A 25,453-nucleotide genomic window follows, 5' to 3' on the forward strand; every position below is an offset into this window, starting at 1 on the left:
TGCCGGGGTTTTTTATTGTCTCAGAACAACTGTAATCCTTCATATAGCTGGCGATAGGCGGCAGCCATCTCCTCCAGCGAAGCGCGATTCAGGCCGCTCGGGTTGGGCAGCACCCACAACCGGGTAGCACCGAGCATTTGCGGCTGCTCGCCCCACTCCACCTTACGCTGGCGAAATGCGCGCTGGAAGGCATCTTTGCCCAGCACCGCCAATGCACGCGGCTGGTAACGCAGCACCTTTTCCTGCAATCGACTGCCGCCATCGCGCAGCTCATCACCCGCCAGTTCTGTGGCCTGTACGGTAGGACGCTCCACCAACATGGTGATGCCACAACCCGTTTCCAGTAAACGTTGCTCCTGTTCCGGCTTGAGTTGCTCATGGGTAAATCCTGCCAGATGAATCACCTTCCAGAAGCGATTACCCGGATGTGCAAAATGGAAACCGGTGTGCGCTGAGGATTGGCCTGGATTGATGCCGCAAAACAACACCTGCAAATGCGGAGCGATGATGTCGCGAATGTTGTGTTCACTCATGCCAACACCAACCCGGCGCGTTGCTTCACTGACTGACGGCTGGCAGCCAAAATATCGTTCGCGTCGGCTTCATCCGGACAGGCGCGCGCCAGCGCCATCGCTCCCACCATCTCGGCCAGTATGCTGGCAGCAAGGGTGTCGGCCTGAGCATTACCCAACTGCTGCAAAGGTTCCGCCAGACGCTGGCGAACCGCTTCACGCCGACGGGAAAACAACGTACGCGCCTCCAGTGGTAAATGCGCCATTTCACTGGCAAGCGCGGGCAGTGGGCAACCTTCACCCGGCATCGCACGATGGATATCAGAGAGATAATTATCAATTAGCAATGCCAGGCGCTGAGCCGGGTCCTCGACCTGCACAATCACGGCGATACGTTGCGCTGAGTCAGCAAACATCTGTTCAATCACCGCCTCAACCAATGCTTCACGCGACGCGAAATGGGCATAGAAACCACCGTGCGTCAAACCGACACGCTTCATTAACGACGCCACGCCAATGCTCTCAGTACCACACTCACGCATCACTTTGGCCGCCTCATCCAGAATGCGTTGACGCGTACGCGCTTTGTGGCTCAGCTTTTCCATCTTCTGCCCCTCCTGATCATCAGTTACGACAATCATAGTAATTATTACGACCATCATATTCCAGCTTGACGAAAAATATTATGACCGTCATATTTATCACGTCAAATATGATAACCATCATTTAGAGGAATCGACCATGTCATCATCTCAACTGGCTTTGATCACCGGCGCATCCAGCGGTATTGGCGCAACCTACGCAAAACAACTGGCCGCTCGCGGTTACAACCTGATTCTGGTGGCACGCGATGCTGCCCGTCTTAACGCGCTGGCGCAGAGCTTGCGAGAATCAGCAGGCGTGGAAGTCTCCGTACTCCCGGCCGACCTCACCAAAACGCAGGATTTGCAACGCATTGAACAAGAAATTCGTGACAACCACCAAATCACTTTGCTGCTGAATAACGCAGGAATGAGCGTAGAGGGTGAATTTATTGATGCGGATATCGAACGTATTCAAACCATGCTGGCGTTGAATATTGTCGCACCAACCCAATTAGCTCATGTCGCCGCCCAGGCTTTTCGTGCGCGCGGCCATGGCACCATCATTAATATTGCTTCCGTGCTGGCGTTGATCCATGAGCGCTTTAACGGCGCATACGACGCGACGAAATCCTTTGTTTTGACACTAACGCGCGCCATGCAGCGTGAGTTGGCTGATAGCGGAGTCCACGTCCAGGCTGTCCTGCCCGGTGCAACGCGTACCGAAATTTTTGATCGTTCAGGCACCCCAATTACGACATTCCCGGCAGAAATGCTGATGGAAGTGGAAGATCTGGTGAGTGCCGCGCTGAGTGGACTGGATGCTGGTGAGTCGGTCACCATCCCGTCGCTGGAAAACACTGGGCTATGGCAGGAATTCGATAACGCCCGGATAGCGTTGCAACCTTATTTGTCGCTGAACAAACCGGCATCACGTTATCAGCAGGCATGAAGGTAACAAGCAGACAGGGCATTCCTGCCCTGTCTCAGATTCGTCCACGGATTAAGGGGATTGCTGTCACAACGGATAAGGGATCTACGAATTTTCTTATGGATATCAAGGAGTCAGATACTGCGCTAATTTCGAGCAACCAGCTATCAATGGCTGGATCACCCTGGCGAGATACTTTATAATCCCCGCTCCGCTGGCCCCTTAGCTCAGTGGTTAGAGCAGGCGACTCATAATCGCTTGGTCGCTGGTTCAAACCCAGCAGGGGCCACCAAATTTAGTGATGAAAATCATGCAATTAACCCATCTTTAACGATGGGTTTTTTGTACCTGTCATTCGGCATTGGCAGCAAAATGGCAGCAGAATTTTTCGTACCCTTTTCTGCTTTCATCACCAAGCGTATAGAGCAGTACCGGCAGCCTAGTTCGTTCATACACCGACTGAAGGTGTAGAAAGAAAAAACGTACTTCTCTTTTATAAAGTCGAAGGCACGGATATTGCTCAGCAATAGATATCTTTGAGCATCGGTTTGTGACTAAAACTTACGTTAATAACATCTCAGTGTTGAGTAATGAGAGTGTTCAGGACAGATTTGCAGCCATTCAGAGATAGGTGGCGTTGATTCAACAATACATAATATAACTTCCGTTCTGATCCACCAGAGAATATCCAAGCCCATACTTATAGGAACCTAACCACATGAAATTACATTAAAAAAACCAGGTATTGTAAATGTACAGATGAAAAAGTTAACATTGCATATATTATAATTAATGTATTAAAAACGGAGCCATTATATGTTTAGAACACCAAGAGATATTGAAACCAACTTTAGAAAATCTCTGGGAAGAATTAATCCATTAATGTGCATGGCGGATATAGCAGCACATGAAATGGTGAACATGGATAATAATGAACTATCCATTCTGACAAAAAAATACAAGCACAGCAGACTTAATATACAAAGTATCAACCTCACCGACATGAGCATATATATTAACTTAGCTCACATTGCATATATTAGCGGCCAAGCCGAAGCATTCTGTTCTGATATAGTGTTGTTTTCAAAAAATCATCATAAAAACGATGATAATTACCATATTAATGACATTGACTTTTTACGAAAATCAATAATTCTCCTCCACTCAAGAAATAACAAGACTCAAGAAACAAAACTTGCTGATAGTATTTATATGGATTATGCTGGCGATAAGGAGCTATTAATCATTGATTATTACAGGAGCATGAGAAACGTTGAACTACATGGGGGAAAAGAAAAAGAATTACATATTAAGGCGGATGAGAAAACTTTAAAATCAATCAAGGATGAATATAATTTCCTACCAAGCAAGCCATCAGCCATCACAATAAGAGATGTTATTCTTTTTTCAAAGGCTTGGCAATTTGCAGCTAAAAAGCTCTGTAGTAAAGCAATAAAGATAGACGAGGATTTTTTAGGAAAAACTTGCCAAAAGTACGCCATGCTTCGTAAGGATCGTAAACGCAATGCAATCAGACAAATGCTTAGACAAGATTACTTGCAATCTGAAGAAACGATTGATATGTTAGAGTCGAAAGGCTGGTTAGCTTAATGGTCAAAGCGGTCCGGCCCTCTTCGGAGGGCATCCTTCCAATATGTATTACGTTTTAGTACTTATTGGAAGGATAGATTCGGGGTTCGATTCCCTGGCCAGCCATATGATTTTAGAAAATATTATTGATTAAAAAACCCATAAAGTTACATTACAATACCATTTGAAATCCACTTCAAAAAACACATTAGATATAATTAAAAATTCGCCCATGTGCTTTTTCATTTTCACATATTTATAATTAAAAAATATTTTTTATTGAAACACGCATGCGATTCTTGAATGAGCATTCAAAATACAAGTACCCAACAAGAATAAATAGCCCACACAAAGCAGGCAATTCAGATCACTGCAATAATCATAGCCACAGTGGTTGCTGCTGGTTTCTTCCAGGATGCGGTGGCGCAGGTTTAACGCTGCCTGGTTTCATGATGATCTCTGACACTGTCTCATGAGATTTGAAGGTGCAACTGCAATTGATGTTCTGGCACTGGTTATAACGTTCTTTGGTTGTTGCCGATACTTGAAAGCTGCTTCGTGTATGTGCGGCATTCCCGCACAGTGGACAATTCATCATTTTACCGCCTCCAAAATCCCAATTGAGATAGATATTAAACATTTTTTCCCTTTTGCGATAGCATTCATTCCATTTCAAGGGAATCAATTTTCACCTCAAGATCCATACTGGTGGTAAAACCGCTGTCACTCAGGCTGTGCGTTAGCGTGGTGATAATCCATTCTCCCCCATCAATCTGCTGTTTAAACCCGCTCACCTTTACCGGCATTTCCGTGTAGAGATCGGCCCGCCCTCGCGCCAGTTGAATGGAAAACGTCGCCACACCACGTTGCAGACGCTCCCACTGCATTTTGGCGGCACGTTCGGCATTTGCCCTGGTGGCATAGGTTCGGCTCAGTACCAGCACGTTTTCATCCGTGCCAATCAGGTAGTCACCCTGTTTAGCCTCCGGCTCCTTCTTCGTTGCCGTACTGGTTTTGCGGCGGCGCTTCACCTTTGTCACTTCTTTCTTTGCCGGTTCGCGGGTATGTAACCAGCTGGCAATCACGCCGGTGTAGGCGTCACGGTCAGCCAAGGTAAAGCGGTGGCTGTCTCCGTCTTTGCGCTGCAACGTCATCACCGGCAGCACTTTACCGCTGGCCGTTTTGCCCTGGCCCTGACGGATAAACAGCAGGTTGCCGTTTTTGATGCAGGCAATCGCGCCACACTGCCGGGCCAGCCGCATCAGAAAGCTGGCGTCGGATTCGTTGGTCTGGTCCAGATGTTCAATTGCCATCTTTGCCACATCATCACCCAGGGCCATCTCCAGCTTGTGCCTGGCGGCAATCTCTTTCACCATGTCGCCCACAGTGGTGTCATGCCACGACTTTTCCCGCCGGGTGTTGAGGGTTTCACGAAAATCTGCGCTGCGGGCACGAAGGACAAGCCGGTCAGGGCTGCCGGTATGCTCGATTTCGTCCACGGTGTAACTGCCTTTCGGTGTCAGCAGTTGCCCCTGCCAGCCCAGCGCCAGCGTGAGCACCACGCCCCGGCGTGGCAGCTGTAACTGGCCGTCGGCGTCGTCCAGCTCAATATCCAGCTGGTCCGCTTCAAAGCCCCGGTTATCCGTGAGCGTCAGGCTCATAAGCCGCTTCTCAATCTTCTGCGTGATGTCAGCCCCTTCCAGCGTCAGCCGGAACGCGGGCGCGTTAGCAGCCCCTGTTACCCATTCAGCACCGGTCATGACAGCAGCCCACCCACAGCAGAAGTTAACTGACCGGCGGCACTGGTGGCCGCGCTTTTGATTGCCGTCAGCTGGTCGCTGAGGCTGCCGAACATCTCACCCAGCGACTCATCGGTACGCTTCAGCGTGAGCGTGAACTCAATACGGCGGCAGACGCCATCACTGAAAAACTCCGCTTTGGTCTGGCTCAGGCTCTCGATCACGAACATGCCGTAAATCGTCCCGCTACCCTCAATCAGCGGCCACGCGCGCCCCAGCTCGGCAATCTGCTCCAGCGCAAAAAGCGACAGCCGGCCGCCGGTGATTTCCGGCAGCAGCACGCCGGACAGCGTCACGGTGTCGTTATCCGGTCCGAGGAACTGCACGGAAGGGCGAAAGCCAACCCGGTTGTTGGTCGGAAACCGCCAGCTGCGCTGGAGTTGCAGCTGCTGGTAAGGGACCGTCTTCAGCATAAAAACGAATAAACCCAGCGTCATCATCATGAATCAAACCCTCCCCGGTCACTGTAGGAACTGCGCGCCCGTGCCTGTGCGTGCCGCTCTTTTTCTTCCAGCCTGCGCATCAGCTCATCCAGCAGGTCGCCCGTGTTCTGCCCCGGCTGCTGCACAAGGTGAATATCGTATTTACCCTGCATGATGATCGGCGGCCCGGACTGCCCGGCCCCGGCTGTGCCTGCCGCTGCGGTCTGCGCTTTCGCGGGCAGGGCCATCGGGTGCACCGGGCGGGCGGCGGCTGGCGCGGCGGCAACGCCCATTGCCAGCGCGGCAGAGGCGGCCAGCGAAGCGGTACGGCGGCGGCTGGTGACGCTGGCCGGGCCGTTCACAATCTCCGGCCCGTTCTCTCCCACGATGCCGAACTGCCCGGACGGGATAAACCCGCCTCTGTCATACAGCCCGGCAAAGCCGGTTGCGGATTTCTCGCTGCGGCCTGGCACAACCGGCACGGCGGTTTTATCCCCGCCAGGCTTCAGAAAGTCCGGCAGGTAGTCGGTGAGGGAAGACAGCTTACTTTTCAGTGCCTCCCACCTCTGGCTGATACCTGCCAGCAGGCCATCAATCATCTGTGAACCGGCCTCCTGAAAGCGTTCCGGCAACGCCTTAGCCGTATCGACAATCTCTTCCCATTTACCGGCGATTGCCGCTTTGATGCTGTCCCACGCCCCGGCGATGCCTGCACGGATCGCATCCCAGTTTTTATAAATCAGGCCCGGCAGGGTGTAATTCATAAATACCGACTTGATAAACGCCCACGCCCCCGAAACCGCCCCTTTGATCCCTTCCCACGCCGCCGCAGTAAAGTTTTTAATGCCTTCCCAAAGCGCAAGGAATTTTGGCCCCAGCGTGTCCCAGTGCTGCCAGATATAAAGCGCACCGGCAGCAATCAGGCCGACAACCGCCAGAATGGGGTTTGCCATCATCAGCCGCCCCAGCCACAGCACGCCATTCCCGACAATACCCATTGCACCCCGAATAAGACTGAACGCGCTGACAGCTTTGATACCCAGCACGCCGCAGCTGAGACGCAGCATCGCCATCGGACCGAGGATCGCCGCCGCAGCCAGCGACAGGGCACCCACTGCCGTGGCAGCAATGGCAAACCCGGCAGCCAGCTTGAACAGCCCCGCCGTCAGCTGCGGGTGTTGTTTAACGAACTCACCCAGTGCACCGGCAAGATTACCCAGCCAGTCCGCCAGTTGTTTCAGCGTGGGCGCAACGGTTTCACCGATGGCGGCCATTGAGTTGGTAAACGAACCGGTGGCGGCTTCCCACTTGTTACCCAGGGTATTAAGCGAGGCGTCCACGCGCTCGCGCAGTGATGCCTGATTCTCCAGCTTTGCGGCGGTTTCCCGGTAGCCATCCACGCCTTTGGTTATCATGATGTTCAGCACCTGCAACGTCTCCGCATCGTCGCCAAACATCGTTTTCAGCGTGGTCAGCCGCTGCTGCGTGCTGAGTTTTTGCAGTTGCGCCAGCTGCCCGTACATCTTATCGATGCCGCCAAACTCCCCCTTGCCGTTGGTGAAATCGAATTTCACCCCCGTCCCTTTCAGGGCCGCATTGGTCTTCGCGACTTTATTCGCGTCCATCATGCCCTGAAAAACTTTGCGGTAGGCGTTGCCTGCCGCCTCACCGGCCATGCTCGACTGGTCCGCCATCACCAGTAACGGCGCGAAGGTCTTCGCCGCCTCCAGTCCCTTCATCTTGATGATGTCCATTGCGCTGCCGATTTTGGCGTAACCCTGGAGCATATTTTCCGAATCAACGCCCGCATAAAATCCCTTCTGGATGATGTCGGTCAGCGCCATCATGTCCTTTTCGCTGGTCTGCGTCGCATCCTGCAACTTCGCGGCAAATTCTGCCGCATCCGTGGGGGCCATTTTCAGCTGCACGCCAAGATACGCGGTTGCTTCACCCAGCCCGCCTAAAATCACCTGTGCGCTCATGCCCTGACGGCGCAGCATGGTCATCATGTTCTGAAAGTCCGCCGTGGTGCCGGGCAGCTTGTCGCCCAGGCTGACGGCCAGCCGGTTGATTTTCGCGAACTCCGACGCAACCTTTGCCCCCGGCCCCATTAGTGAGGCGGCCAGCTGCGTGGCGGCGTCTTCCGACTCGGCATAAGCCCGCACCGGGGCCAGCATGGTCATGCCGGTGGTGACGCCGGTTGCCACCATGCCCGCACCGTTCCCGGCCAGGCTGTTACGCATCGCGGTTGTTTTTTCATGGCGTGCCCGGATGGCGGCCAGCTTCTGCTGGCGCTCGCCCAGCTTACGCAGCTCTCCCTGCTGGCGTTCAATGGCTCCGCTGGTCGCCTGTGCATCCGTCTTCAGACGACGTTGTGCGGCACTCAGCTGCTTTGTATCGATACCGGCGGCGTTCAGTGCCTCGCGCTGGCGCTGCACGGACAGGCGCAGGCCGTTAAAAGTCTGCTGTAACTCACTGGCGCGGTTCTTTGCCTGCTCCAGCACTCTGGCCTGTTGTGCCGTGGGCCGCGCAGTGGCGGCAAACTGTGTTGCCAGCGCGGCCGCCTCCTGCCGGGCGGTCGCCAGATTCTTTTCCGTGATGGCAAGCTGGGAACGGGTTTTGCGAAAGCCATCAATACGGCCAGCCTGCTCGTTAAGGGATTTCAGGCTGTCTTTGCTGGCCTTCAGGGCGGCGGACAGCTCCTTAGAGCCGTCACGCGCGTTACGAAAGGGGCGGGTGATTTTATCCACCGCGCTTAATACCACCTGCATACGCAGGTTTTTGTCACTCATCGTCACCGGCTCCGCTGCGAAGAATTGCCCTGTGCCGCCACTCCAGCACTTCGGGCAGTGGCATATCGTCCGTAACGGAGGGCGGCCAGTGAAACACCGTGGCGATGTCCGCCACTAAATCTTCAACCGTCAGGCCGTCGGGAAAGCCGACAGCGCCGACTTCGGCAACAAAAAAGTGACCACCTCCACCGACAGGGAAAGCAGGTCCGCCGGGTCCATTTCCACGATTTCGTGCGGTTGCAGTGCCGGTACGCTGATACGCGGCAGCACCACCATCATGGCGTTCACGTCCATGTCCATCAGCGCCTGAAGGCGGGTGCCACGCAGGGAACCGGACTGCGGTTTGCGCAGCAGCACCTGCGTGATGATTTCCTTGCCGCGCTGGATCGGCGTGTCCAGTTCGACGGTTTTTTCGGTGATTTTGTCAGTCATGATTTTGTCCGCTAAAGAGGTTAAGAGCGGCAGGGTTTCCCCTGCCGGGGTTATCAGAGGCCGAGCGCGTTACGGTGTTCTTCCATCAGGTCGGTGCCGTCCACGATGTGGATCATGTTCACGAGATCAATCTCGTAGAGAACTTCGCCGTTGATGGTCAGCTTCGCGTAGCTGTTGGTGCCGGACACTTTGGTGGTGCTGGATTCGCCGGGCTTCCACTCGCCGGAATCCAGCTCCTTGTGACGGCCACGCACCACCAGTTCCACCGCCTGAATTTCGGCGGTGTCATCGCGCTGGATAGAGCCGGTAAAGCGCAGCTGAATGCCGTCCACGGTGGACGTACCCAGCTGTTTGAACAGCAGGGACTCGGTGCCGCCGATGGTGAATTCGGTATCCAGCGCGCCGTCATCCAGTCCCATATCGATATCCACCGCACCGGCCATGCCGCCGCCGCGATACTTTTCAAACTTACGGGTGACTTTCGGCAGCGTCAGGGATTCGACCAGTCCCTGCCAGTTGTTACCGGCGTTGAACAGGTTGAGGTGTTTGAGTTTGCGGGGTAATGCCATTGGTCTGTCTCCTTATGCGCTGACGCGGCTGGCGAAATCCACCAGGTACTGGTCAGTGATACGCTGACGCAGCAGCAGGTTTTCCAGCGGCGGCACCGGCGTGTAGTCGTAATCGATCAGCAGCTTCCCGGCCTTCAGCGTGTCTTTGTCGTTCACGCTTTCATCCAGCCAGCAGTCCGCGCCGATGAGATAACCCTGATTCACCAGGCTGCGCAGCTTCGCGCGGATGCCCTCGATAATGTCGCGGGCCAGCGACGGGTTCAGCGCGCCATCCACCGCCCACATCTGCGCTTCGGCCATCGTGTCCATCAGCACCTGCGCGGTGCGGGTGTAGTTCTCAAACGCAAACAGCGGATCATCACTCAGGCAGCGCGAACCCCAGAAGCGATAGCCGTCCTTGCGGATCAGCGTGGTGATGTCGTTCTGGTTCAGCAGGCCCGCATCCGTCGCCGGGTCCTGCAAATCCCAGAACACATCCTTTGAAATGCCGGTGACGCCGTTCACGCCGACGTTTGAGAGCGACTTATGCCAGCCGGTCTGTTCGTCGATTTTGGCACGCAGACCGAGCGCGCGGGCGGTGGCGTAGGCTGCCGCGTCTGCGTTCAGTACGGTGTCAAAGCTGATAAAGTCCGGCCAGATAAGCATCCCTTCGCGCTGGCTGAAGTTGGCACGGTAGGCGATGGCCTCTTCCACGGTTTCGCAGCCGTAGGCCGACAGGTAGGAAAACGCGCGCAGGCTCTGCGCCACGCTCAGCAGTTCGGTGGCAACGGCCTGCGTATCGTGTCCCGGCACGCCGAGAATGCGCGGCTTTACGCCACAGATGGACTGTGCGGCCAGCAGCGCTTTCATGCCGGTGCGCTGGCCGTTGACCGAGCCGCCGATGATGTTGGAGGTGGTTTCCGCTTCGGTTTCACCCTGGGGAACGCGAACCACAACGGTGACGGGTTTTGACTGGTCGCCGATCGCATCCAGCGAACGGGCCAGCGTGCCGGATTCCCCGGCTTTACCGCTGGCGGTCAGCACATCGGTTAACAGCACCGGGCGGTTAAGCGGGAACGTGGCCGCGTCGGCGTCATCGCCGGTGCAGACCAGTCCCACAATCGCCGTGCTGACGGTGGTAATGGTTCGGGTGCCTTCGTTGATTTCCTCAACGCGCACGCCGTGGTGGTAATCCTGAGCCATAAAACGAATCTCCGGTTAAGGGGTTTCGCTATGGTCGTGCCTCCTTTATATAGAGGCACGTACTGGCCGTTGTGTGAAGGCTGACACATTAACCGGGCAGCTTTAACGCCTGTAACCCGCGCAGTGAAAATGCGTTATGGCGGTTTTTTGCCGGGTTTTCATGGTGTAGTATCGGAAAAACTCACTGCAGCACAAAGGTTGTGCACAACACCGACTGACACTGACCGGCAAGGTAACAGGGATGGCTTACGATAATCACTACATTGTTAACTGGATGGAAGCAGACAAAGAGCTGGCACTCAGACTGGATCGCGCGCTTAAAGGTGTCAAAGATGAGATGCTGAAAAAGGGAGAGCAGCTGTCGGATGCTTTCACCCGTGCGACCTGGTATACATCGTGTCTGACTGATAATTATCAGGATGTTTGTACCAGGCTGGGTAATGAGGACGTCAGATTCGTTAAAGGTCTGATTGAACTGGTAAAAAGAAGAGACATCATCTTTGTTCTTATCAGGCTGTATGTGGAAACTTATCTGAAGAACGAGTCAGAAGATAAAGTCACAAATATCGCTCGCGCATTATCAAAAATGGGCGCGCATACCGCCAGCGGTGTCCTGACAAGTCGGGCCCTTACTTTTGCTGTAGCACAGTCAATTGCACATTCATTCTCACTGACTTCCCATTTTGCACGTAACAAAATCGCAAATGGAGCAAATTACGCTCTCTGGGCATTAACCGGCTACAGCTACGTAACCGAAGCGGCTAAAAAGGCTGAGGAATTACAACGATTTCAGCCTGCCTATTATTATGTTCTCTACAGTCAGAATCTTGAGATGATGTATTTTTTAATCGAACCAATTATCTCCAGAAACAATCACTTCAGTACTCTTGGGAAAACTGCGACAGAACTGGCGCAAGGGCTATACAGGTTAATGCAATGATAAACAGACTATTCAAGAGAATATTTAAAGATCTCACCTGGTATTTCTCCGGGGCAATTCCCGTAATTCTGATTGTCATTTTCTCTATGGTCGCGGTGACCTACTGGGAAAAATACGCAATAAAAAGCATCGGAATATTCATCCTGGTGATGATTGCTGCATATATCTTTGTTGCTGTGAAATTCAAAAAGTAGCATCCAGATAAATGAGAAGGCTGTGAAGTTTTTCAACCCCACAGCCTACAGAAGAATCATTCCGGTTTGAGCGGCCAGGTGATATCAGGCACCGTGCTGACGTCAATGGCCTGCACTGCCTGGATGTATTTCATCCATTCGGTAAGGCGGCTTTTATCGGCATCACTGATAATGCCCAGCAGCAGCTGCGTCTGCCATACCTGTGTAACGGCATTGGCGCTGCTGATTAGCGCGCTCTTTTGCTTATCTGCCTCTGCCACTTCGGCCTGTTTCTGCGCATCAGCATCTGTTACCCACTTTTCCCCGTCCCACTTATCAAAGCCGGTCGCGGGCTGAAACGGCGTGGTATCCGCCGGGTAATCTCCTGTCTGCGTTATCACCAGCGGGGAGCCATCAGCAATGGAGTAAACCGTCTCGCCACGGTGATCGCTGACCGCCTGCCAGTTCTCACCACGCCAGACAGCGATACTGCCTGCTGCCACATCCGGCGGTGCTATGATGGTTGAGTTGGCAGGTAAGCCCAGCCCCTGCATCAGATATTCGTCCGAGGCAACGGTAAAAATACCGCTGGTAGCATCATAGCTGTATACGGTCATTGTGCCGGACGCCTTCGCCAGCCCGTCTTTATCAAAGGTCACTTTCGCCATTATGCAGCCCTCACAATGTAGTTAAATGCGACATTTCGCGGACGGGTTTCTGACGCATAGTTACCGACAGGGCCGTTATTCTGTGTTGTCCATAAGCCCGACGTGGTGCCATTGCCGAGTACCGCATCACCATTAGTCTGGGAGTTATTCGCGTCGTCAATGGGTGCCCATACGGTCCCCGCCAGAGCACCCTGCGTGTACATGTAGTGGGTATGTAGCTGCATTGCATGATCCTGAAGACTCAGCAGTGCGCGCCCGCTGTCCACGCCGCGCCCGTCATCCCAGCCGCGCAAAAATTCCCCGCGCAGGTCGGGCAGTTTCAGCGCGGGATACGCTTTCGCCAGCTCCGGGTAAGTGGTTGCGCTGAATGACGCCCCGTTACATTTAATCCAGCCTGTTGGTGCAGTGGATGCCGGCCACGGAACCGGGACGCCAACCGGCATGGCAGAACCTGCACCGAGGAGCGTCAGCCCGAGATTGCTCAGTGCTTCAGCAACTTTCCCGGCGTCTTTAATTTCGGCCAGGGCGTTTGCCGCTTGCAGGTACTGACTGTGCGGGTTTGCTGCCGCAACATGTTCTTCCAATAAGTCATCGGCATACGCTTTCACTTCAATCACGGCGTTATCGACATACTGCCGTGTTGCCAGCACCACCGCCGGGTCAATCTTCAGCGTGATGGCGTCGGTACTGTTCACGATAATTATCATGCGCACGGTCTGTGTGCGTCCGCTGCCCTCCTGTAGAGCGGGTTTGTAGGTGGGGGGCGTGTTGCATACCGCAATCAGTGTGCCGTCCTCGGCAAACAGCCCCATTTCCCTGATCCAGAATCCGCCTTCGGTTTCCGGGATCACCTGCTCGGCAATAATCTGGCTGCCGTTGGCTGTATCAATGGTCAGTGAATTGATGGCCGCCCGGCGGACCTCATGCACCAGCGCCGTCTGCGTGGCGGTTGGCGCTGGCAGCACGCCATTGCCATCACCCACGGCCATCTGTGTGATGTTCAGTTTTGTCCCCAGCGCGGCAGCATTGGCAATCTTCGCCGCGCCCAGGTTGGTGACGATTGCGTAATAGGTCTGTGTCATGGCCTCACTTCCAGCAGATCAATAACGTGAACCGCCGCGCCACCGTAAACCGGGCCGCTGACGGAGATAAGTTCAGGGGTATAGGGGTAAACGGTGAGATCGTCGCCGTCATAACTGGCGGCGGCGAGATGTGTTTCACCGCTGACCTGTAAATTGATGGACATCCCCAGCAGATGGCGGCTGCACGGTTTCGCATCGCTGATAAGCCGCTCCAGTTCCTGATAGGTTTCTTCGGTTATGCCCTGGTCCTGCACGCCGATATCCAGGCGGAACGTGCCGGGTGCTTCACCGGTCTGCCACCACTCAATGACGCGGATAAGGAAGCCGAACGGCTCCACCACGCGGCGCACCGCACTGATGGTGCCCTTGTGCTGATGGATGTAAAACGCATCCTGTACCACTTTGCGCTTGACGCTTTCCGCCCAGCTCTCATCCCAGCGGTCTACCGAAAACGCCCAGGCGAGATAAGGCAGAAAGCCGATCGGACAGGTGGCCGGATTCCACAGATCACGCAACGGCACATCCAGCCCTGAAATGCCGCTGCACGCTTCAGTCAGACGGCGCTCCAGTGCTGAGGAGCCGGGCGGTAACAGGCTGCTGTTCAGGTTCATGCGATCACCTCATCATCCGCCACCGTGACCAGCACTGACGTGCAGTTTCCGGCCTGGGTACGGTCCATGATGATGTCCGCCGCCGGTTCGGTGATGTCCACCCAGTCCACACCGGCCACGCGCAACACTGCCCCGTAGGACTCACGCCGCACGCTGCGCCCCAGCTTTTTCTGGTCAGCAATATAGGCCGTCATCGCGGCGTTCGCCGCCTCAAAGCAGGGACCGGCAGCCACACCATCGAACAGGTGCAGCTTTGCCTCCACGCGGTAATCAAAGATTTCTGCCCCCTGCACGGTCACGCGGTCCGCTACCGGGCGCACGCTCTCGGCGTTAAGTGCAGTGTCCACTACAGTCAGCAAATCCTCAGCCGCTTTACCGTCGCTCTCCCGGCTCAGTACGGTGATCACCACCTCCGCCGGGGCCGGGCTGGTTGCGGACACATCCGACACGCGCCCGTCAGCGCTGCGGGCGTGAAACTCATAAGCCGCCGTCGGACCGGCAACGGACAGCCCCTCAAAGGCAGCAGGCACCCGCAGGCGCAGCGCATCATCCGATTCCATCACCGCGTCCACCGGCGGCACCGCGTCGGTGTCGGCGGGTGTAACGGTGAGGCGTTCAACGTTATACCTGGCGGCCATCTGGTCCAGATCGCTGCCGAGCGCATACGCCACCATCACGGCCTGCGCCGCTTCATTGATGCGCTGGCGCAGCAGGATTTCCCGGTAGACGCTCTCCTGGAGGCTTTTCACCATCGGTTCAGATTCCAGCGCCAGCACGCGCCGGACTGCCGCCTGCTCATCCGCCGGGTAGAGCGCGATCAGTGCCTCTTTGCGCTCGGCCAGCATCGTTTCAAATTCCGGCACCTCGATCACTTCCGGTGCGGGTAACTGTGAAAGGTCAATTACTGCCACTACTTACCCCCGTTGGAATGGACATAGACACCGGCGAACCGTCGGCCCGCTGGCCGGTCAGTTCGACCACCATTGAGCCGTCAAAGGCGCTGGTGATGCTCATCGAGTCCAGGCGCACGCGCGGCTCCCAGCGACTCAGTGCGGTGTAAACTGCCGCCATCACCTGAAGGCGCGTCACCTCGTTTTGCGGCTGGTCAATCAGCACTGACAGCAGGGAACCGTATTCACGCCGGGCGATGCGGCTGCCTTCAGGAGTGATCAGGATGTCGCGCATGGACTGCCGGATATGGTCAATATCAGTGATGGCTTCACCGGTCTGCCGGTTCATGCCGATGTACATGGTCATTGCGGGCCGTCCGTTCTGCTACCGCCACGCTGCACACCACCGTGGTCATGCTCATCCACTACTACGCCGTTTGATTCCATTTTCCCGCCGCCCTGCGTTACGTTGCCGTTCATCACGGTTTCGCTGTTAATCTGCGTCTGGTCCGCAATCACGCCAAACTGGCCGGTTTTGAACTGAACGCCGTCCTCCGCTTCAATCAGGACGCTTTTGATGTTCTTGATAAGCAGCTGGCCGGTTTCCGGTTCGTACTGAAACCAGCCGCCATCCTGAAACACGGTAGTGCTGCCGTTCTCTGAAGTGTCCGGCGGCGGGAAGGCATCGGAATAAATGGAAGGCAGCGCAAAGGCGGTTTCCAGATTGCCGCCGAGACTCAGCAACACAACCTGCTCGCCAACAGAAGGTTTCCACCAGGTGCGGGTATTCCCGGCGCGACAGGTGAGCCAGTTAATCCAGTTGGTTTCAAGGTCGCCCGTTTTCACCCGGCAAAGCCATTTATCCTTATCCACTGCCGAGACGGTCCCGGTGCGGATCAGGTTGGTGATGAGGCGCATTATTTCAGTGAGTTTGTCGTTCATAAATCAAGATTGCATCAACTTCATACATCCTGAAATGACTCAAAGTTGTGTGGTATTCCATACAATAGCAATGACACGTAGTATGTTAAGCAGCTACATGTCAAAAACGATGCTATGGAAAATTTATGATTCTTTATAAATATGTTGACTTCAGCACAGCAGAAAAAATAATGGAAAAATCTTCGTTGAAATTTTCCAAACCTACGTCCTTTAATGACCCATTTGAGTTAACCGGCTTATTTTATGAAAAAGAGGGGCCACGCAACCAACATCTACTTAAGCTTTTAGCTGCCTCTGATTCTTATGGGATTTTATCACTCACTCGTACTCCTTTGAATCCGTTAATGTGGGCGCATTATGCCAAGGGTGACAAGATTCTCATTAGTGATGCCATTGAACTTGATAAAGGCAATAGCTCTCATGCAGGAATAGTATTTGGCATTGACGTTGATGAAGCTAACTTTAATGATGATGGGAGGAATGTAATCCCTGCGAAATATGGTAGCGTAATTTACACATCAACCAGACCAAAACATGAATTTGAAAATTCAGAATATCTAGGAATATATGAAGGGTTGCTATATAGATTCCATCCTGAGTTATTAGAGGCTTTGCAGCGAGTCTTCCTTTATAAATCTTTCCACTGGTCTTACGAGGAGGAGGTTAGAGTAGTAAGGAACGTTTGCTCAGAGCCTTTCAAAGAGATTGAGATATTAAACAGGGGGTGTTTTAAGGAAGCATATCTTGGAGTAAGAAACTCTTTTAACAAAGAATATCTTGCAGATATGAAGTTGAAAATAAATAAATCATTCCCTGACTGCAAAATTTATGTTTGCCGGTATGATAGTTCTGACTGGTTGTTTAATAGGCTCTCATTAGATGAAGCCATGAAGTAAAAATATTTTAAGTCTGCTCGGTCAAAAAGCGGATAAGTATCTCGCTAACCACACTTTCAATCTCTACATTAACTCCGAGCAGCGGACGTTCAGCATATTTCACCTCGGTTCCGCGCCGGTTTACCCGGTCCCGCAGGCCGTAATGATGCACGCGGGCCAGCTTCTGCACCGCAGGTACAAAAGCGATTTCCGCTGTGTCAGATGTTGCCTGCGCCTTCAGGTATTTGGTGGTTTTCAGCTTCGCAAACATTTTGCGACGGATACGGCCCTTTTTACTGCGGGCAGTGACTCGTCTCGGCTCCCATGCTGTCCCGTCCGGCGCGCGCTGTGCTGTGATGTTGGCCTGCTGAATGCGGCGCACGTCGCGTGCCACTTCGCGCAGCATCTGTGCCCTGGCCGCCGGTTCCAGTTGCGACAGCAGCGCATCCAGCCAGGTGTCTACTTCATGAAGATCAGCCATGTTTCACCGTCCAGCCTTCCTCTTCATCGTCCGGTGCGGGCGGCTCAGGCACCGCTTCCACTTTCATTACGCCCTCCACCTCGCGCGCGATCACCCGTTCTGTCAGCTTCAGGTTCAGACTGAGATCACAGCGGTCATTACCGAGAATATCCACCTCAAAGGTGAACAACTTTTCGCGTTCGGCGCTGTTCTGCAAGGCATCCGGCTGGTTGTCGCGCAGCCAGAACAGGATTGGGGCCATCAGCAGGTTCTGGTCGCCGCTGAAATCCGTTATCACCACGTTAAGCGTGTAGCGGTATTCCCACGAAATCGACGCTGCGGAAGTGGCGACCAGCGAACCGTTATCCACGAACAGGTGCAGCCGGTCCGGGTTATCCGCCACATATTTAACGGCTTTAGTCAGGGCGCTGCGCAAGGACTGCGGCTTGTTCATCGTCTTTTTCCTGGCAGTTCACAATGGTGTCCACCTTGTCGGCGCAGTTCGCCCAGGCGGCCTCGGTTTCATCCAGCAAAGCGTTCAGGTCGCCGTTACTGCGCGGGCCTGCCTGTTCCAGGCGGCACCGGGTGATTTTGGGACAGCCACTCACGGTAAGACTCACCTCCGGTGAGGGCCGGTCGCTGCCGCAACCGGATAACATCATCAGGCAAAGGGGTATCAGCCCAGCGGCGTAGCTCGTCATTTTCACGTTTCAGTTCCTCAATAGTGCGCTGCCGGTCACGCAGTAATGTGCTGTTCTGCTCGGCAGCGGCGTAAAGCTGCGTCTGTGCCCGGCTGCTGGTCTGCGTCAGAATGTTTAGCGCAATCAGCTGGCTGTTCTTCTGCGTTAACTTTTTGCCCTGCGCCTCAATGGCTGACTTTTGCGTGTCGATTTTTGTATGTGCGCTGCTGAGTCGCCAGGACTGCACACCCAGCGCCACAACCGCCACCAACAGGATCACTGTCAGAGTGCGCATCATCCCCGGACTCCTTTAAGGCACCATGCCAGTTCACGTTGTCGCCGGTTATCCAGCCCCTGATTAAATACGCCCAGCACATACACCCAGCGGGGCAACTGGTAACACGCATCCCGCCATCGCCCCTTCTTCAGCAGTGCCACCATCGTGGAGCCGCACACATTGCCGGTGCCGACGTTAAACGCCAGCGACACCAGCGCGTCATAAACCTGCTGTGGCATAGTGACAGCCACACAGCGCGCCAGTGCCGCCTCGACGCGTAACACGTTGGTGATGAAGTTCCCCGCCGCCTGCCGTTCGGTAATGCTCCGGCCCGGCACCACGCCGGACGTGTTGCCGATACCGTCGGTCCATTTACCCGCGTCGCACTGGTACGGCTTCAGGCGGCACCCCTCGGCGTCGGCAATGAGTTTCAGCCCCTCCACTGAGGTGTGCAGCTGCTGAAAACCCGGCAGCGTGGCGGCGATGGCCAGCACCGCGCCGACAGCACATCGCTTAACGGTTTGCAGATTCATACTCCTCCCGTGTGATGCGCCCGCGCGCCAGCAACTGATAGGTTTTGTGCTTGTAGTACCAGCTGATAAGCGCCATCAGCAGGCCGATAAACACCCCGGCCACGGTGGACACGTCTTTCAGGTCCAGTCCACCCAGCCACGCCATCACCACCGCAATGCACCAGGTGATAAAGGTGCTGATTTTTTCCCACATAGTTCAGTCCCAAAGCTGGACGACCTGCACGGTGGCCGCCGTTGTCACGTCCGGCAGCTCCACCTCCAGCCCGTGCGGAAGGATCGGACCGTGTTCCGCCAGCCCCGGATTTGCCTGTAACACCTGTTCGGTCATGCCCTGCGTGCGCCCGTAGTGACGCCAGCAGAGTGCGTCCAGCGTGTCGTACTGCTGCGCACGCACTTTCATCAGATAAGCTCTACCGTGCAGTGCGGCAGGTTCTGCACGCGGCTGATGGCCCAGCGGGCATCCCGCAACAGATCGCCGGTGGCGTCTGCCAGCTCATCACCCCGCTTCACGGCGGCGGCGGTAGCGTCATAGTCCTGATAGCGTTCATTGAGCACGGCGCGGGTCCAGCACCACACCGCATTCTGGTAGTGATGCAGGCGGGCACTTTCCCCGGCCAGTTTCTCGCCCGGCACGTCGGCAAGCTGGTTATAACCGGCCAGCTCCTGACGCTCCCGCCACACATACAGCTCGGCGTTCACTTCCGACATGGCTGTCAGTACCACCTGTTTCAGACGCTCCGGCGTCACGGTGCCGTCAACGCGCATGGCGCTGCGGAATTTCGCCAGATCAACGTCCGGCCAGAATGAGTTATTGGGGATAATTTCGGGCGTATCCTGCGCCTGCTCCGCCGCAACGAATTTCATTGCTGTGTTTCTCCTGAATAGGTGGGCGGTGGACGGGGTTTTGATGCGGCGCTGCCTGTCGCCACCCCGTGCCGCCCCGCGCGTGGGCACGTCCGGTTATCAGCTGGCGTTACGGATTTTCCGCTCCAGCTGCTCAATTTCTTTTTTCACGCCGCATTTCTCATCCAGTTGCAGGGCGCGGCGTAAGTGATTCAGTGCGGATACGGGCTGTGATTCGGTCAGCACGTTGCCAATGGATTTATGAAGACGGGCGCGTGACTGGTCCGGCATATCCAGCGAGCCGATCACATCCAGCGTCTGCATCAGCAGTTCAGCATCAAAGGGGGTATCCGCCAGAAGGGCGTTCTTTGCGGCGTCGGCCATTTCCTCGGCCAGCAGCGTTGGCACGTTGCGGTTAAAGCCCTGCGGCATCACCCAGCCGTGTTTAATGGCATGACGGCCAATCGCCAGCGCACCGGCGTAATCACCGGCATCAATGCGCCACAGCATCACGTACATCAGCACGTCGTCCTGTTGTGCGCCGTCGGCGGCCAGCACGCCTTCCACCCAGGCGGCGTATTTCGGCAGCACTTCCACTTTGATTTCGGCCTTTTTGACCGTGGACTGGATACCCTTGAGACGGCGGCGGTCTTCCGTCAGTTGCAACAGCATCAGCTCATAGCCGGACGCGTGGCGTGCAGAACCGCCCATACGGGCGGACTGCTCGGCCTGAACGCGCTGGCGGTTACGCCGTGCGGGACTCAGGCTCATGCGTTATTCTCCGGTTTCTACTGGCTCGGCTTCGGTAAAGTCACCAAAGGTGATGTTCTCGACCAGCGCGGCACCGCGATAGTCTTCAATCACATAGGCTTCGTTGACCGACTCAAAGTTTTCGATGCGGTCACGCTTCGGATTGTCGATAACGGAGCGGCGGCGGGTGTCTTCCTGCCAGTAGATGGACAGGTTATCCAGACGGGTGATCAACAGGGCATTGGCCGGGAAGAACGGCGCACGCACCGCCTGCAAGCCACCCATGCGTTTCTGGCTGATGATCAGATCGGCGGCCAGCTTCTCGCTGTTGTCCTGCTCCTTGTTAACCAGCGGGAAATACTTGTCTGACAGCAGTTCACGCCCGCAGATCACCACCAGTTCATCATCGTCCTGGAATACTTCATCAATCAGTTCATTCACGGCATCCATCACCACCGCATCCAGGTTGATGTAGGTGCCGCCTTTGCCGACCTTCACTTCGCCCGGTGTGGTGGTGCCATCTTCTGCGGTGGTGCTACCCATGACGTTTTCCGGCTTGTCTTCACGCAGCTTCTGCAACCAGCCTTTATTGACGTCCTGCAACAGGGTGTTTTCCAGACGGTTGGAGGTTTTCGCGCGCTTCACGCCGTTAAAGCCGATCATGATGCGGTCCAGTGCCTGGCGTTTCACGATGGCGTTACGGATGCGGGTCTGGAAGTCCTGGAACTTCGCCCACATGTCCAGCTTGGCGTAGGTCAGAGCCGTATCGAAATTGGTCTGCTCACACTTGTATTCCACGCCTGACATCTGCGTCGGATCGGTGGGTTCGCGGTCTTTTGCGCCGGTGTCGGTGGTTCCGGCAATGGTGCCGCCCACGCCGAGGCCGAGCAGCTGACCGGACTGGTCCGGCACGCCGACCACGTTCACCTGCGTCAGGAACGCGGCGGACTGCTGAATGGTGTCCTCCAGCGTCTGCGCCACCGCCGGGTCCACGTTGAATTTACTCGACAGTTCCTCAACCGGTACGCCGTTGAGTAATGCCAGCTGCGTCAGGTAAGCGTTAAACGCAAAGCGAGTGTTCTTTTTCATGGGGTTTGCTGCTCCTTTAGCAGTTGGTCAGGTGTTCGGCTGGCGTATCGCCACCCGTTGCGCGCTGGCGGAAGTCCTTGCGGCCGTCTTCGCGTTCCAGCTGCGTTTTCATTTCGCTGAACGCCTCGCGCTGCGCTTTCAGTTCGCCTTCCAGCTGGTTCAGGCGTTCCGCCTGCCCGCCCAGCGTCTTGTCCGTGCGGGTGCTGTAGTCCTGCTGCTCGCTGGCAATCAGCTCAACCGCCTGATGCACGTCGTTAAAACGCGCGTCCTCTGACTGCTGCTGTTTGCTGAACATGGCTTTGATGCGGGTAAACAGGGCAGGTTTTTCGTCCTGCACGTCTTCCAGTTCGATCAGGGTTTCGGTGGCGGCGGTAAACAGGTTTTCCGGGTGCTGCTTACGCTTCGCCAGCGGGTTCTGCTCGGCCTTCGCGCTGAACGCCAGCATCTCGGTGCCGAGGCTTGCCGGATCATCGGTGGCAGCCAGGCCAACCAGATAGGCTTTGCCGGTGTCGGCAAATTTGGTGCTGACTTCCATTGAGGTGAACAGCTTCTGGCCATTCTTCACCAGCTCCACAAGAGAGTCCGTCGGCAGAATGTCGGCATACAGCGCCATTTTCCCGGCCAGCGGGCCGTCGGTGATTTCTTCCGCAACCAGTGCGCTTACCGTGCCGTAACGGTTAAAGGTGCTGTCCGGTGCGTAGGACTTGAGGTGCTCCAGATTGATGGTTGCGGTATACACCTGCGGGTTGTAGGCGGCTGACATCTGCACCAGCCATTCGCGGGAAATTTCGCGTCCGTCCGTGGTGGCACCTTCCACCCCGATGCGAAAGCGTTTTGCTTTTACTGTCATGAGCCAGGCTCCGTTGGAATAAGTCGTAAATCGCTTGAGAGCCTTATGTTTGCGGCGGGAGGGGGTTCGAAACAACGCACGCGCGTTGTGCGGCAAACCACACAATGACGGGCAGCGGAAAAGGCACCGGCGGGACCGTATTTTGGGGCCATGACAACGACACTCGCCCCCGAAGACCTCGATCCCCGCAGGCAGGCCATGCTGCTGTACTTTCAGGGATACCGTATTGCCCGCATTGCTGAAATGCTGGGAGAGAAACCCGCAACCGTTCACAGCTGGAAAAAGCGCGACAAGTGGGGCGACTACGGCCCGCTGGATCAGATGCAGCTGACCACCGCCGCACGCTACTGCCAGCTGGTTATGAAGGAGACGAAAGAAGGGAAGGACTACAAGGAAATTGACCTGCTGGCGCGCCAGTCAGAGCGGCACGCCCGCATCGGTAAGTTTAACAACGGCGGGAACGAAGCGGACCTTAACCCGAAGGTGGCAAACCGCAACAGCGGACCCCGTAAGCCACCGGAAAAGAATGTTTTCAGCGACGAACAGATCGAGAAACTCCAGGAGATTTTCCACAGCTCGATGTTCGGCTACCAGCGCCAGTGGTGGGAGGCTGGCAATAAGCACCGCATCCGCAATGTGCTCAAATCCCGCCAGATTGGTGCCACCTTCTACTTTGCCCGCGAGGCGTTGATTGATGCGCTGACCACCGGGCGCAACCAGATTTTCCTCTCAGCCAGTAAGGCGCAGGCGCACGTCTTTAAGCAGTACATCATTGATTTTGCCAAAGAAGTGGACGTTGAACTGAAAGGCGATCCTATGACGCTCAGTAACGGCGCGAGCCTGTACTTTCTCGGCACCAACGCCCGTACCGCGCAGAGCTATCACGGCAACCTGTATCTGGATGAATATTTCTGGATACCGAAATTCCAGGAACTGCGCAAGGTGGCGTCCGGGATGGCTCTGCATAAGAAATGGCGGCAAACGTATTTTTCCACACCGTCGAGTCTTACGCACAGCGCCTATCCGTTCTGGTCCGGCGCGCTGTTCAACCGGGGGCGTGCCAAAGCCGACCGCGTGGACATTGACCTGGCGCACGCCAGCCTGGCACCAGGCCGTTTCTGCGATGACGGTCAGTTTCGCCAGGTTGTCACCGTGGAGGATGCGGTACGCGGAGGATGTAACCTTTTCGACCTCGACCAGTTGCGCCTGGAGTACAGCCCGCCGGAATACCAGAACCTGCTGATGTGCGAATTTGTGGACGACCTCGCATCAGTGTTCCCGCTGCAGCTACTGCAAAAATGCATGGTGGACAGCTGGGAGGTGTGGTCCGACTTTGAAGCGCTCGCACTGCGCCCGTTCGGCTGGCGCGAGGTGTGGATCGGTTACGACCCAGCGAAAGGCACGCAGAACGGCGACAGTGCCGGGTGTGTGGTGATTGCACCGCCTGCCGTGCCGGGAGGCAAGTTCCGCATCCTTGAGCGCCACCAGTGGCGAGGCATGGACTTCCGCGCACAGGCTGAATCCATCCGCAAATTGACGCAACAGTACAACGTGACCTATATCGGCATCGACTCCACCGGCGTTGGCCTCGGCGTGTACGAGAACGTGAAGATGTTTTTCCCGGCGGTGAAAGAGTTTGTCTACAACCCGAACGTCAAAAATGCCCTGGTGCTGAAGGCGTTCGACATCATCAGCGGTGGGCGTCTGGAGTTTGACGCCGGGCACCTCGACATCGCGCAATCATTCATGGCAATCCGCCGCACCACCACGGCCAGCGGTAACCGCCCGACCTATGAAGCCAGCCGCAGCGAAGAAGCCAGCCACGCGGATTTGGCCTGGGCAACCATGCACGCGCTGGCAAACGAACCGCTACAGGGCGAAGCCGCTCACACCCGCAACATTATGGAGATTTTTTAAATGAGCAAACGCAGGAACCGCACGCGCACGCAGCCCGTGCAGCAACAACAGATGAACAGCGGCGCGGCAGCAGAGGCGTTTACCTTTGGCGACCCGGTGCCGGTGCTGGACCGCCGCGAGCTGCTGGACTACGTGGAATGCGTGGTAACGGATCGCTGGTATGAACCACCTGTGAGTTTTGACGGGCTGGCGCGCACGTTCCGCGCCGCCGTGCATCACAGTTCACCTATCAATGTGAAGCGCAATATTCTTACCAGCACCTTTATCCCGCATCCGTTGTTGAGCCAGCAGGCATTTAGCCGCTTTGTGCAGGATTATCTGGTGTTCGGCAATGCCTACCTGGAGAAACGAACAAACCGTCTCGGCGGGGTGCTATCGCTGGAGCCATCACTGGCGAAATTCACCCGTCGCGGCACGGATTTAGATACCTACTGGTTTGTGCAATATGGCCTGAACACCCAGCCCTATGAATTCACGAAAGGCAGCGTATTTCACCTGATGGAGCCGGACCTTAATCAGGAGGTTTACGGCCTGCCTGAGTATTTGTCGGCCATCCCGTCTACCCTGCTAAACGAGTCGGCAACGCTGTTCCGACGCAAATATTACCTTAACGGCAGCCATGCCGGTTTTATCATGTACATGACTGACGCCGCTCAGAATCAGGAAGACGTGGACAACATCCGCAAGGCAATGAAAAGCGCCAAAGGGCCGGGCAATTTCCGCAACTTGTTTATGTACTCGCCCAGCGGAAAGAAAGACGGGATTCAGATCATCCCGTTGTCAGAGGTGGCGGCAAAGGATGAGTTTCTGAATATCAAAAACGTGAGCAGGGACGATATGATGGCCGCGCACCGTGTACCACCGCAGATGATGGGCATAATCCCGAGTAATGCTGGGGGATTTGGGGATGTTGAGAAAGCAGCAAAAGTATTTGTTAGAAATGAATTAGAACCACTCCAACAAAGATTACTTGAATTGAATCGATCGACAGGAGAAGAAATCGTAAAGTTCAAGACTTACGCCTTTTAAAAAAACGCCTCTAAAATAGAGGCAAATCTATTTT

33 protein-coding genes and 2 tRNA genes are annotated in these 25,453 nt (G+C 55.4%); 8 read left to right on the top strand and 27 right to left on the bottom strand.

Annotation, left to right across the window (positions count from 1 at the left end; genetic code table 11):
- Window positions 1-20: 20 nt before the first annotated feature.
- On the bottom strand, window positions 21-533 hold the full coding sequence (gene mug, locus AC6I8N_RS17270) for a G/U mismatch-specific DNA glycosylase (RefSeq protein WP_021183470.1): 513 nt from the start codon (window positions 531-533) through the stop codon (window positions 21-23).
- Window positions 530-1,117: a TetR/AcrR family transcriptional regulator gene (locus AC6I8N_RS17275; protein WP_497829558.1), complete on the bottom strand. Its 588-nt coding sequence runs from the start codon at window positions 1,115-1,117 to the stop codon at window positions 530-532. Before AC6I8N_RS17275 ends, mug begins: the two co-directional genes overlap by 4 nt.
- Before the next feature lie 136 nt (window positions 1,118-1,253).
- Here AC6I8N_RS17275 and AC6I8N_RS17280 point away from each other — a divergent pair, with 136 nt between their 5' ends.
- The 4 genes from AC6I8N_RS17280 to AC6I8N_RS17295 all read left to right on the top strand — a co-directional run bounded on the left by AC6I8N_RS17280 (window position 1,254) and on the right by AC6I8N_RS17295 (window position 3,740).
- Complete coding sequence (locus tag AC6I8N_RS17280; RefSeq protein ID WP_497829559.1) at window positions 1,254-2,045, top strand: SDR family NAD(P)-dependent oxidoreductase; 792 nt, start codon at window positions 1,254-1,256, stop codon at window positions 2,043-2,045.
- Window positions 2,046-2,240: 195 nt separating this feature from the next.
- Window positions 2,241-2,316, top strand: a tRNA-Ile gene (locus AC6I8N_RS17285).
- A gap of 524 nt (window positions 2,317-2,840) precedes the next feature.
- On the top strand, window positions 2,841-3,635 hold the full coding sequence (locus tag AC6I8N_RS17290; protein ID WP_497829560.1) for a hypothetical protein: 795 nt from the start codon (window positions 2,841-2,843) through the stop codon (window positions 3,633-3,635).
- Window positions 3,621-3,740: transfer RNA gene (locus tag AC6I8N_RS17295), tRNA-OTHER, on the top strand. Before AC6I8N_RS17290 ends, AC6I8N_RS17295 begins: the two co-directional genes overlap by 15 nt.
- Before the next feature lie 253 nt (window positions 3,741-3,993).
- Here AC6I8N_RS17295 and AC6I8N_RS17300 read toward each other — a convergent pair.
- The 8 genes from AC6I8N_RS17300 to AC6I8N_RS17335 all read right to left on the bottom strand — a co-directional run bounded on the left by AC6I8N_RS17300 (window position 3,994) and on the right by AC6I8N_RS17335 (window position 10,810).
- Window positions 3,994-4,212 (bottom strand): ogr/Delta-like zinc finger family protein, encoded by a 219-nt coding sequence (locus tag AC6I8N_RS17300; RefSeq protein WP_497830706.1) that lies wholly within the window; start codon window positions 4,210-4,212, stop codon window positions 3,994-3,996.
- A gap of 64 nt (window positions 4,213-4,276) precedes the next feature.
- The gene (locus tag AC6I8N_RS17305; protein WP_497829561.1) at window positions 4,277-5,374 is read right to left on the bottom strand and encodes a phage late control D family protein; all 1,098 of its coding nucleotides are present in this window, start codon (window positions 5,372-5,374) and stop codon (window positions 4,277-4,279) included.
- The gene (locus tag AC6I8N_RS17310) at window positions 5,371-5,856 is read right to left on the bottom strand and encodes a phage tail protein (protein ID WP_497829562.1); all 486 of its coding nucleotides are present in this window, start codon (window positions 5,854-5,856) and stop codon (window positions 5,371-5,373) included. The genes AC6I8N_RS17305 and AC6I8N_RS17310 overlap by 4 nt, the downstream gene beginning before the upstream one ends.
- Entirely contained in the window at window positions 5,853-8,627 is a 2,775-nt protein-coding gene (locus AC6I8N_RS17315) for a phage tail tape measure protein (RefSeq protein WP_497829563.1), read from the bottom strand. Before AC6I8N_RS17315 ends, AC6I8N_RS17310 begins: the two co-directional genes overlap by 4 nt.
- Window positions 8,620-8,742 (bottom strand): GpE family phage tail protein, encoded by a 123-nt coding sequence (locus tag AC6I8N_RS17320; RefSeq protein ID WP_013510557.1) that lies wholly within the window; start codon window positions 8,740-8,742, stop codon window positions 8,620-8,622. The genes AC6I8N_RS17315 and AC6I8N_RS17320 overlap by 8 nt, the downstream gene beginning before the upstream one ends.
- Before the next feature lie 14 nt (window positions 8,743-8,756).
- Window positions 8,757-9,059 carry a phage tail assembly protein gene (locus AC6I8N_RS17325; RefSeq protein ID WP_021184493.1) on the bottom strand — a complete coding sequence of 101 codons (303 nt, stop codon included), beginning with the start codon at window positions 9,057-9,059 and terminating at the stop codon, window positions 8,757-8,759.
- A gap of 53 nt (window positions 9,060-9,112) precedes the next feature.
- A complete protein-coding gene (locus AC6I8N_RS17330; RefSeq protein ID WP_497829564.1) occupies window positions 9,113-9,628 on the bottom strand; it encodes a phage major tail tube protein in 516 nt (171 codons plus the stop codon).
- 12 nt (window positions 9,629-9,640) lie between these two features.
- Complete coding sequence (locus tag AC6I8N_RS17335; protein WP_497829565.1) at window positions 9,641-10,810, bottom strand: phage tail sheath protein; 1,170 nt, start codon at window positions 10,808-10,810, stop codon at window positions 9,641-9,643.
- A 241-nt stretch (window positions 10,811-11,051) separates the two neighbouring features.
- Here AC6I8N_RS17335 and AC6I8N_RS17340 point away from each other — a divergent pair, with 241 nt between their 5' ends.
- Window positions 11,052-11,750, top strand: coding sequence for a hypothetical protein (locus tag AC6I8N_RS17340; RefSeq protein ID WP_497829566.1), 699 nt, complete (start codon window positions 11,052-11,054; stop codon window positions 11,748-11,750).
- Window positions 11,751-12,000: 250 nt separating this feature from the next.
- Here the strand turns inward: AC6I8N_RS17340 and AC6I8N_RS17345 are convergent, their stop codons facing one another.
- The 6 genes from AC6I8N_RS17345 to AC6I8N_RS17370 are packed head-to-tail and all read right to left on the bottom strand — an operon-like array spanning window position 12,001 to window position 16,116.
- Entirely contained in the window at window positions 12,001-12,591 is a 591-nt protein-coding gene (locus AC6I8N_RS17345; protein ID WP_497829567.1) for a tail fiber assembly protein, read from the bottom strand.
- Window positions 12,591-13,673, bottom strand: coding sequence for a phage tail-collar fiber domain-containing protein (locus AC6I8N_RS17350; RefSeq protein ID WP_497829568.1), 1,083 nt, complete (start codon window positions 13,671-13,673; stop codon window positions 12,591-12,593). Before AC6I8N_RS17350 ends, AC6I8N_RS17345 begins: the two co-directional genes overlap by 1 nt.
- Entirely contained in the window at window positions 13,670-14,284 is a 615-nt protein-coding gene (locus tag AC6I8N_RS17355) for a phage tail protein I (RefSeq protein WP_497829569.1), read from the bottom strand. Before AC6I8N_RS17355 ends, AC6I8N_RS17350 begins: the two co-directional genes overlap by 4 nt.
- On the bottom strand, window positions 14,281-15,195 hold the full coding sequence (locus AC6I8N_RS17360) for a baseplate J/gp47 family protein (RefSeq protein WP_497829570.1): 915 nt from the start codon (window positions 15,193-15,195) through the stop codon (window positions 14,281-14,283). Before AC6I8N_RS17360 ends, AC6I8N_RS17355 begins: the two co-directional genes overlap by 4 nt.
- The gene (locus AC6I8N_RS17365; protein WP_497829571.1) at window positions 15,182-15,541 is read right to left on the bottom strand and encodes a GPW/gp25 family protein; all 360 of its coding nucleotides are present in this window, start codon (window positions 15,539-15,541) and stop codon (window positions 15,182-15,184) included. The genes AC6I8N_RS17360 and AC6I8N_RS17365 overlap by 14 nt, the downstream gene beginning before the upstream one ends.
- The gene (locus tag AC6I8N_RS17370) at window positions 15,538-16,116 is read right to left on the bottom strand and encodes a phage baseplate assembly protein V (RefSeq protein ID WP_497829572.1); all 579 of its coding nucleotides are present in this window, start codon (window positions 16,114-16,116) and stop codon (window positions 15,538-15,540) included. The genes AC6I8N_RS17365 and AC6I8N_RS17370 overlap by 4 nt, the downstream gene beginning before the upstream one ends.
- A 125-nt stretch (window positions 16,117-16,241) precedes the next feature.
- Between AC6I8N_RS17370 and AC6I8N_RS17375 the strand changes: the two genes are divergently transcribed.
- Complete coding sequence (locus tag AC6I8N_RS17375) at window positions 16,242-17,012, top strand: DUF2971 domain-containing protein (RefSeq protein WP_497829573.1); 771 nt, start codon at window positions 16,242-16,244, stop codon at window positions 17,010-17,012.
- A 7-nt stretch (window positions 17,013-17,019) separates the two neighbouring features.
- On the opposite strand, the gene AC6I8N_RS17380 is transcribed toward AC6I8N_RS17375, so the two are convergent.
- The 11 genes from AC6I8N_RS17380 to AC6I8N_RS17430 all read right to left on the bottom strand — a co-directional run bounded on the left by AC6I8N_RS17380 (window position 17,020) and on the right by AC6I8N_RS17430 (window position 22,473).
- A complete protein-coding gene (locus tag AC6I8N_RS17380; RefSeq protein ID WP_497829574.1) occupies window positions 17,020-17,472 on the bottom strand; it encodes a phage virion morphogenesis protein in 453 nt (150 codons plus the stop codon).
- On the bottom strand, window positions 17,465-17,905 hold the full coding sequence (locus tag AC6I8N_RS17385) for a phage tail protein (RefSeq protein ID WP_497829575.1): 441 nt from the start codon (window positions 17,903-17,905) through the stop codon (window positions 17,465-17,467). The genes AC6I8N_RS17380 and AC6I8N_RS17385 overlap by 8 nt, the downstream gene beginning before the upstream one ends.
- A complete protein-coding gene (lysC, locus tag AC6I8N_RS17390; RefSeq protein WP_497829576.1) occupies window positions 17,868-18,113 on the bottom strand; it encodes an Rz1-like lysis system protein LysC in 246 nt (81 codons plus the stop codon). Before lysC ends, AC6I8N_RS17385 begins: the two co-directional genes overlap by 38 nt.
- Window positions 18,001-18,426 (bottom strand): Rz-like lysis system protein LysB, encoded by a 426-nt coding sequence (gene lysB / locus AC6I8N_RS17395; protein ID WP_497830707.1) that lies wholly within the window; start codon window positions 18,424-18,426, stop codon window positions 18,001-18,003. Before lysB ends, lysC begins: the two co-directional genes overlap by 113 nt.
- A complete protein-coding gene (locus tag AC6I8N_RS17400) occupies window positions 18,426-18,941 on the bottom strand; it encodes a lysozyme (RefSeq protein ID WP_497829577.1) in 516 nt (171 codons plus the stop codon). Before AC6I8N_RS17400 ends, lysB begins: the two co-directional genes overlap by 1 nt.
- Window positions 18,922-19,134, bottom strand: a complete 213-nt coding sequence (locus AC6I8N_RS17405; RefSeq protein ID WP_013510572.1) for an HP1 family phage holin — start codon at window positions 19,132-19,134, stop codon at window positions 18,922-18,924. Before AC6I8N_RS17405 ends, AC6I8N_RS17400 begins: the two co-directional genes overlap by 20 nt.
- Window positions 19,135-19,137: 3 nt before the next feature.
- Complete coding sequence (locus AC6I8N_RS17410; RefSeq protein ID WP_497829578.1) at window positions 19,138-19,341, bottom strand: tail protein X; 204 nt, start codon at window positions 19,339-19,341, stop codon at window positions 19,138-19,140.
- A complete protein-coding gene (locus AC6I8N_RS17415) occupies window positions 19,341-19,805 on the bottom strand; it encodes a head completion/stabilization protein (protein ID WP_497829579.1) in 465 nt (154 codons plus the stop codon). The genes AC6I8N_RS17410 and AC6I8N_RS17415 overlap by 1 nt, the downstream gene beginning before the upstream one ends.
- Before the next feature lie 99 nt (window positions 19,806-19,904).
- On the bottom strand, window positions 19,905-20,555 hold the full coding sequence (locus AC6I8N_RS17420; protein ID WP_299458992.1) for a phage terminase small subunit: 651 nt from the start codon (window positions 20,553-20,555) through the stop codon (window positions 19,905-19,907).
- Between the two features lie 3 nt (window positions 20,556-20,558).
- Window positions 20,559-21,623: a phage major capsid protein, P2 family gene (locus AC6I8N_RS17425; protein ID WP_497829580.1), complete on the bottom strand. Its 1,065-nt coding sequence runs from the start codon at window positions 21,621-21,623 to the stop codon at window positions 20,559-20,561.
- Window positions 21,624-21,639: 16 nt separating this feature from the next.
- The gene (locus tag AC6I8N_RS17430; RefSeq protein ID WP_497829581.1) at window positions 21,640-22,473 is read right to left on the bottom strand and encodes a GPO family capsid scaffolding protein; all 834 of its coding nucleotides are present in this window, start codon (window positions 22,471-22,473) and stop codon (window positions 21,640-21,642) included.
- A 150-nt stretch (window positions 22,474-22,623) separates the two neighbouring features.
- Between AC6I8N_RS17430 and AC6I8N_RS17435 the strand changes: the two genes are divergently transcribed.
- On the top strand, window positions 22,624-24,390 hold the full coding sequence (locus tag AC6I8N_RS17435; protein ID WP_497829582.1) for a terminase ATPase subunit family protein: 1,767 nt from the start codon (window positions 22,624-22,626) through the stop codon (window positions 24,388-24,390).
- On the top strand, window positions 24,391-25,419 hold the full coding sequence (locus AC6I8N_RS17440; protein WP_497829583.1) for a phage portal protein: 1,029 nt from the start codon (window positions 24,391-24,393) through the stop codon (window positions 25,417-25,419).
- Window positions 25,420-25,453: the final 34 nt, after the last annotated feature.

This window comes from Pantoea sp. X-Soil-TKNS-1279, from assembly GCF_059730565.1.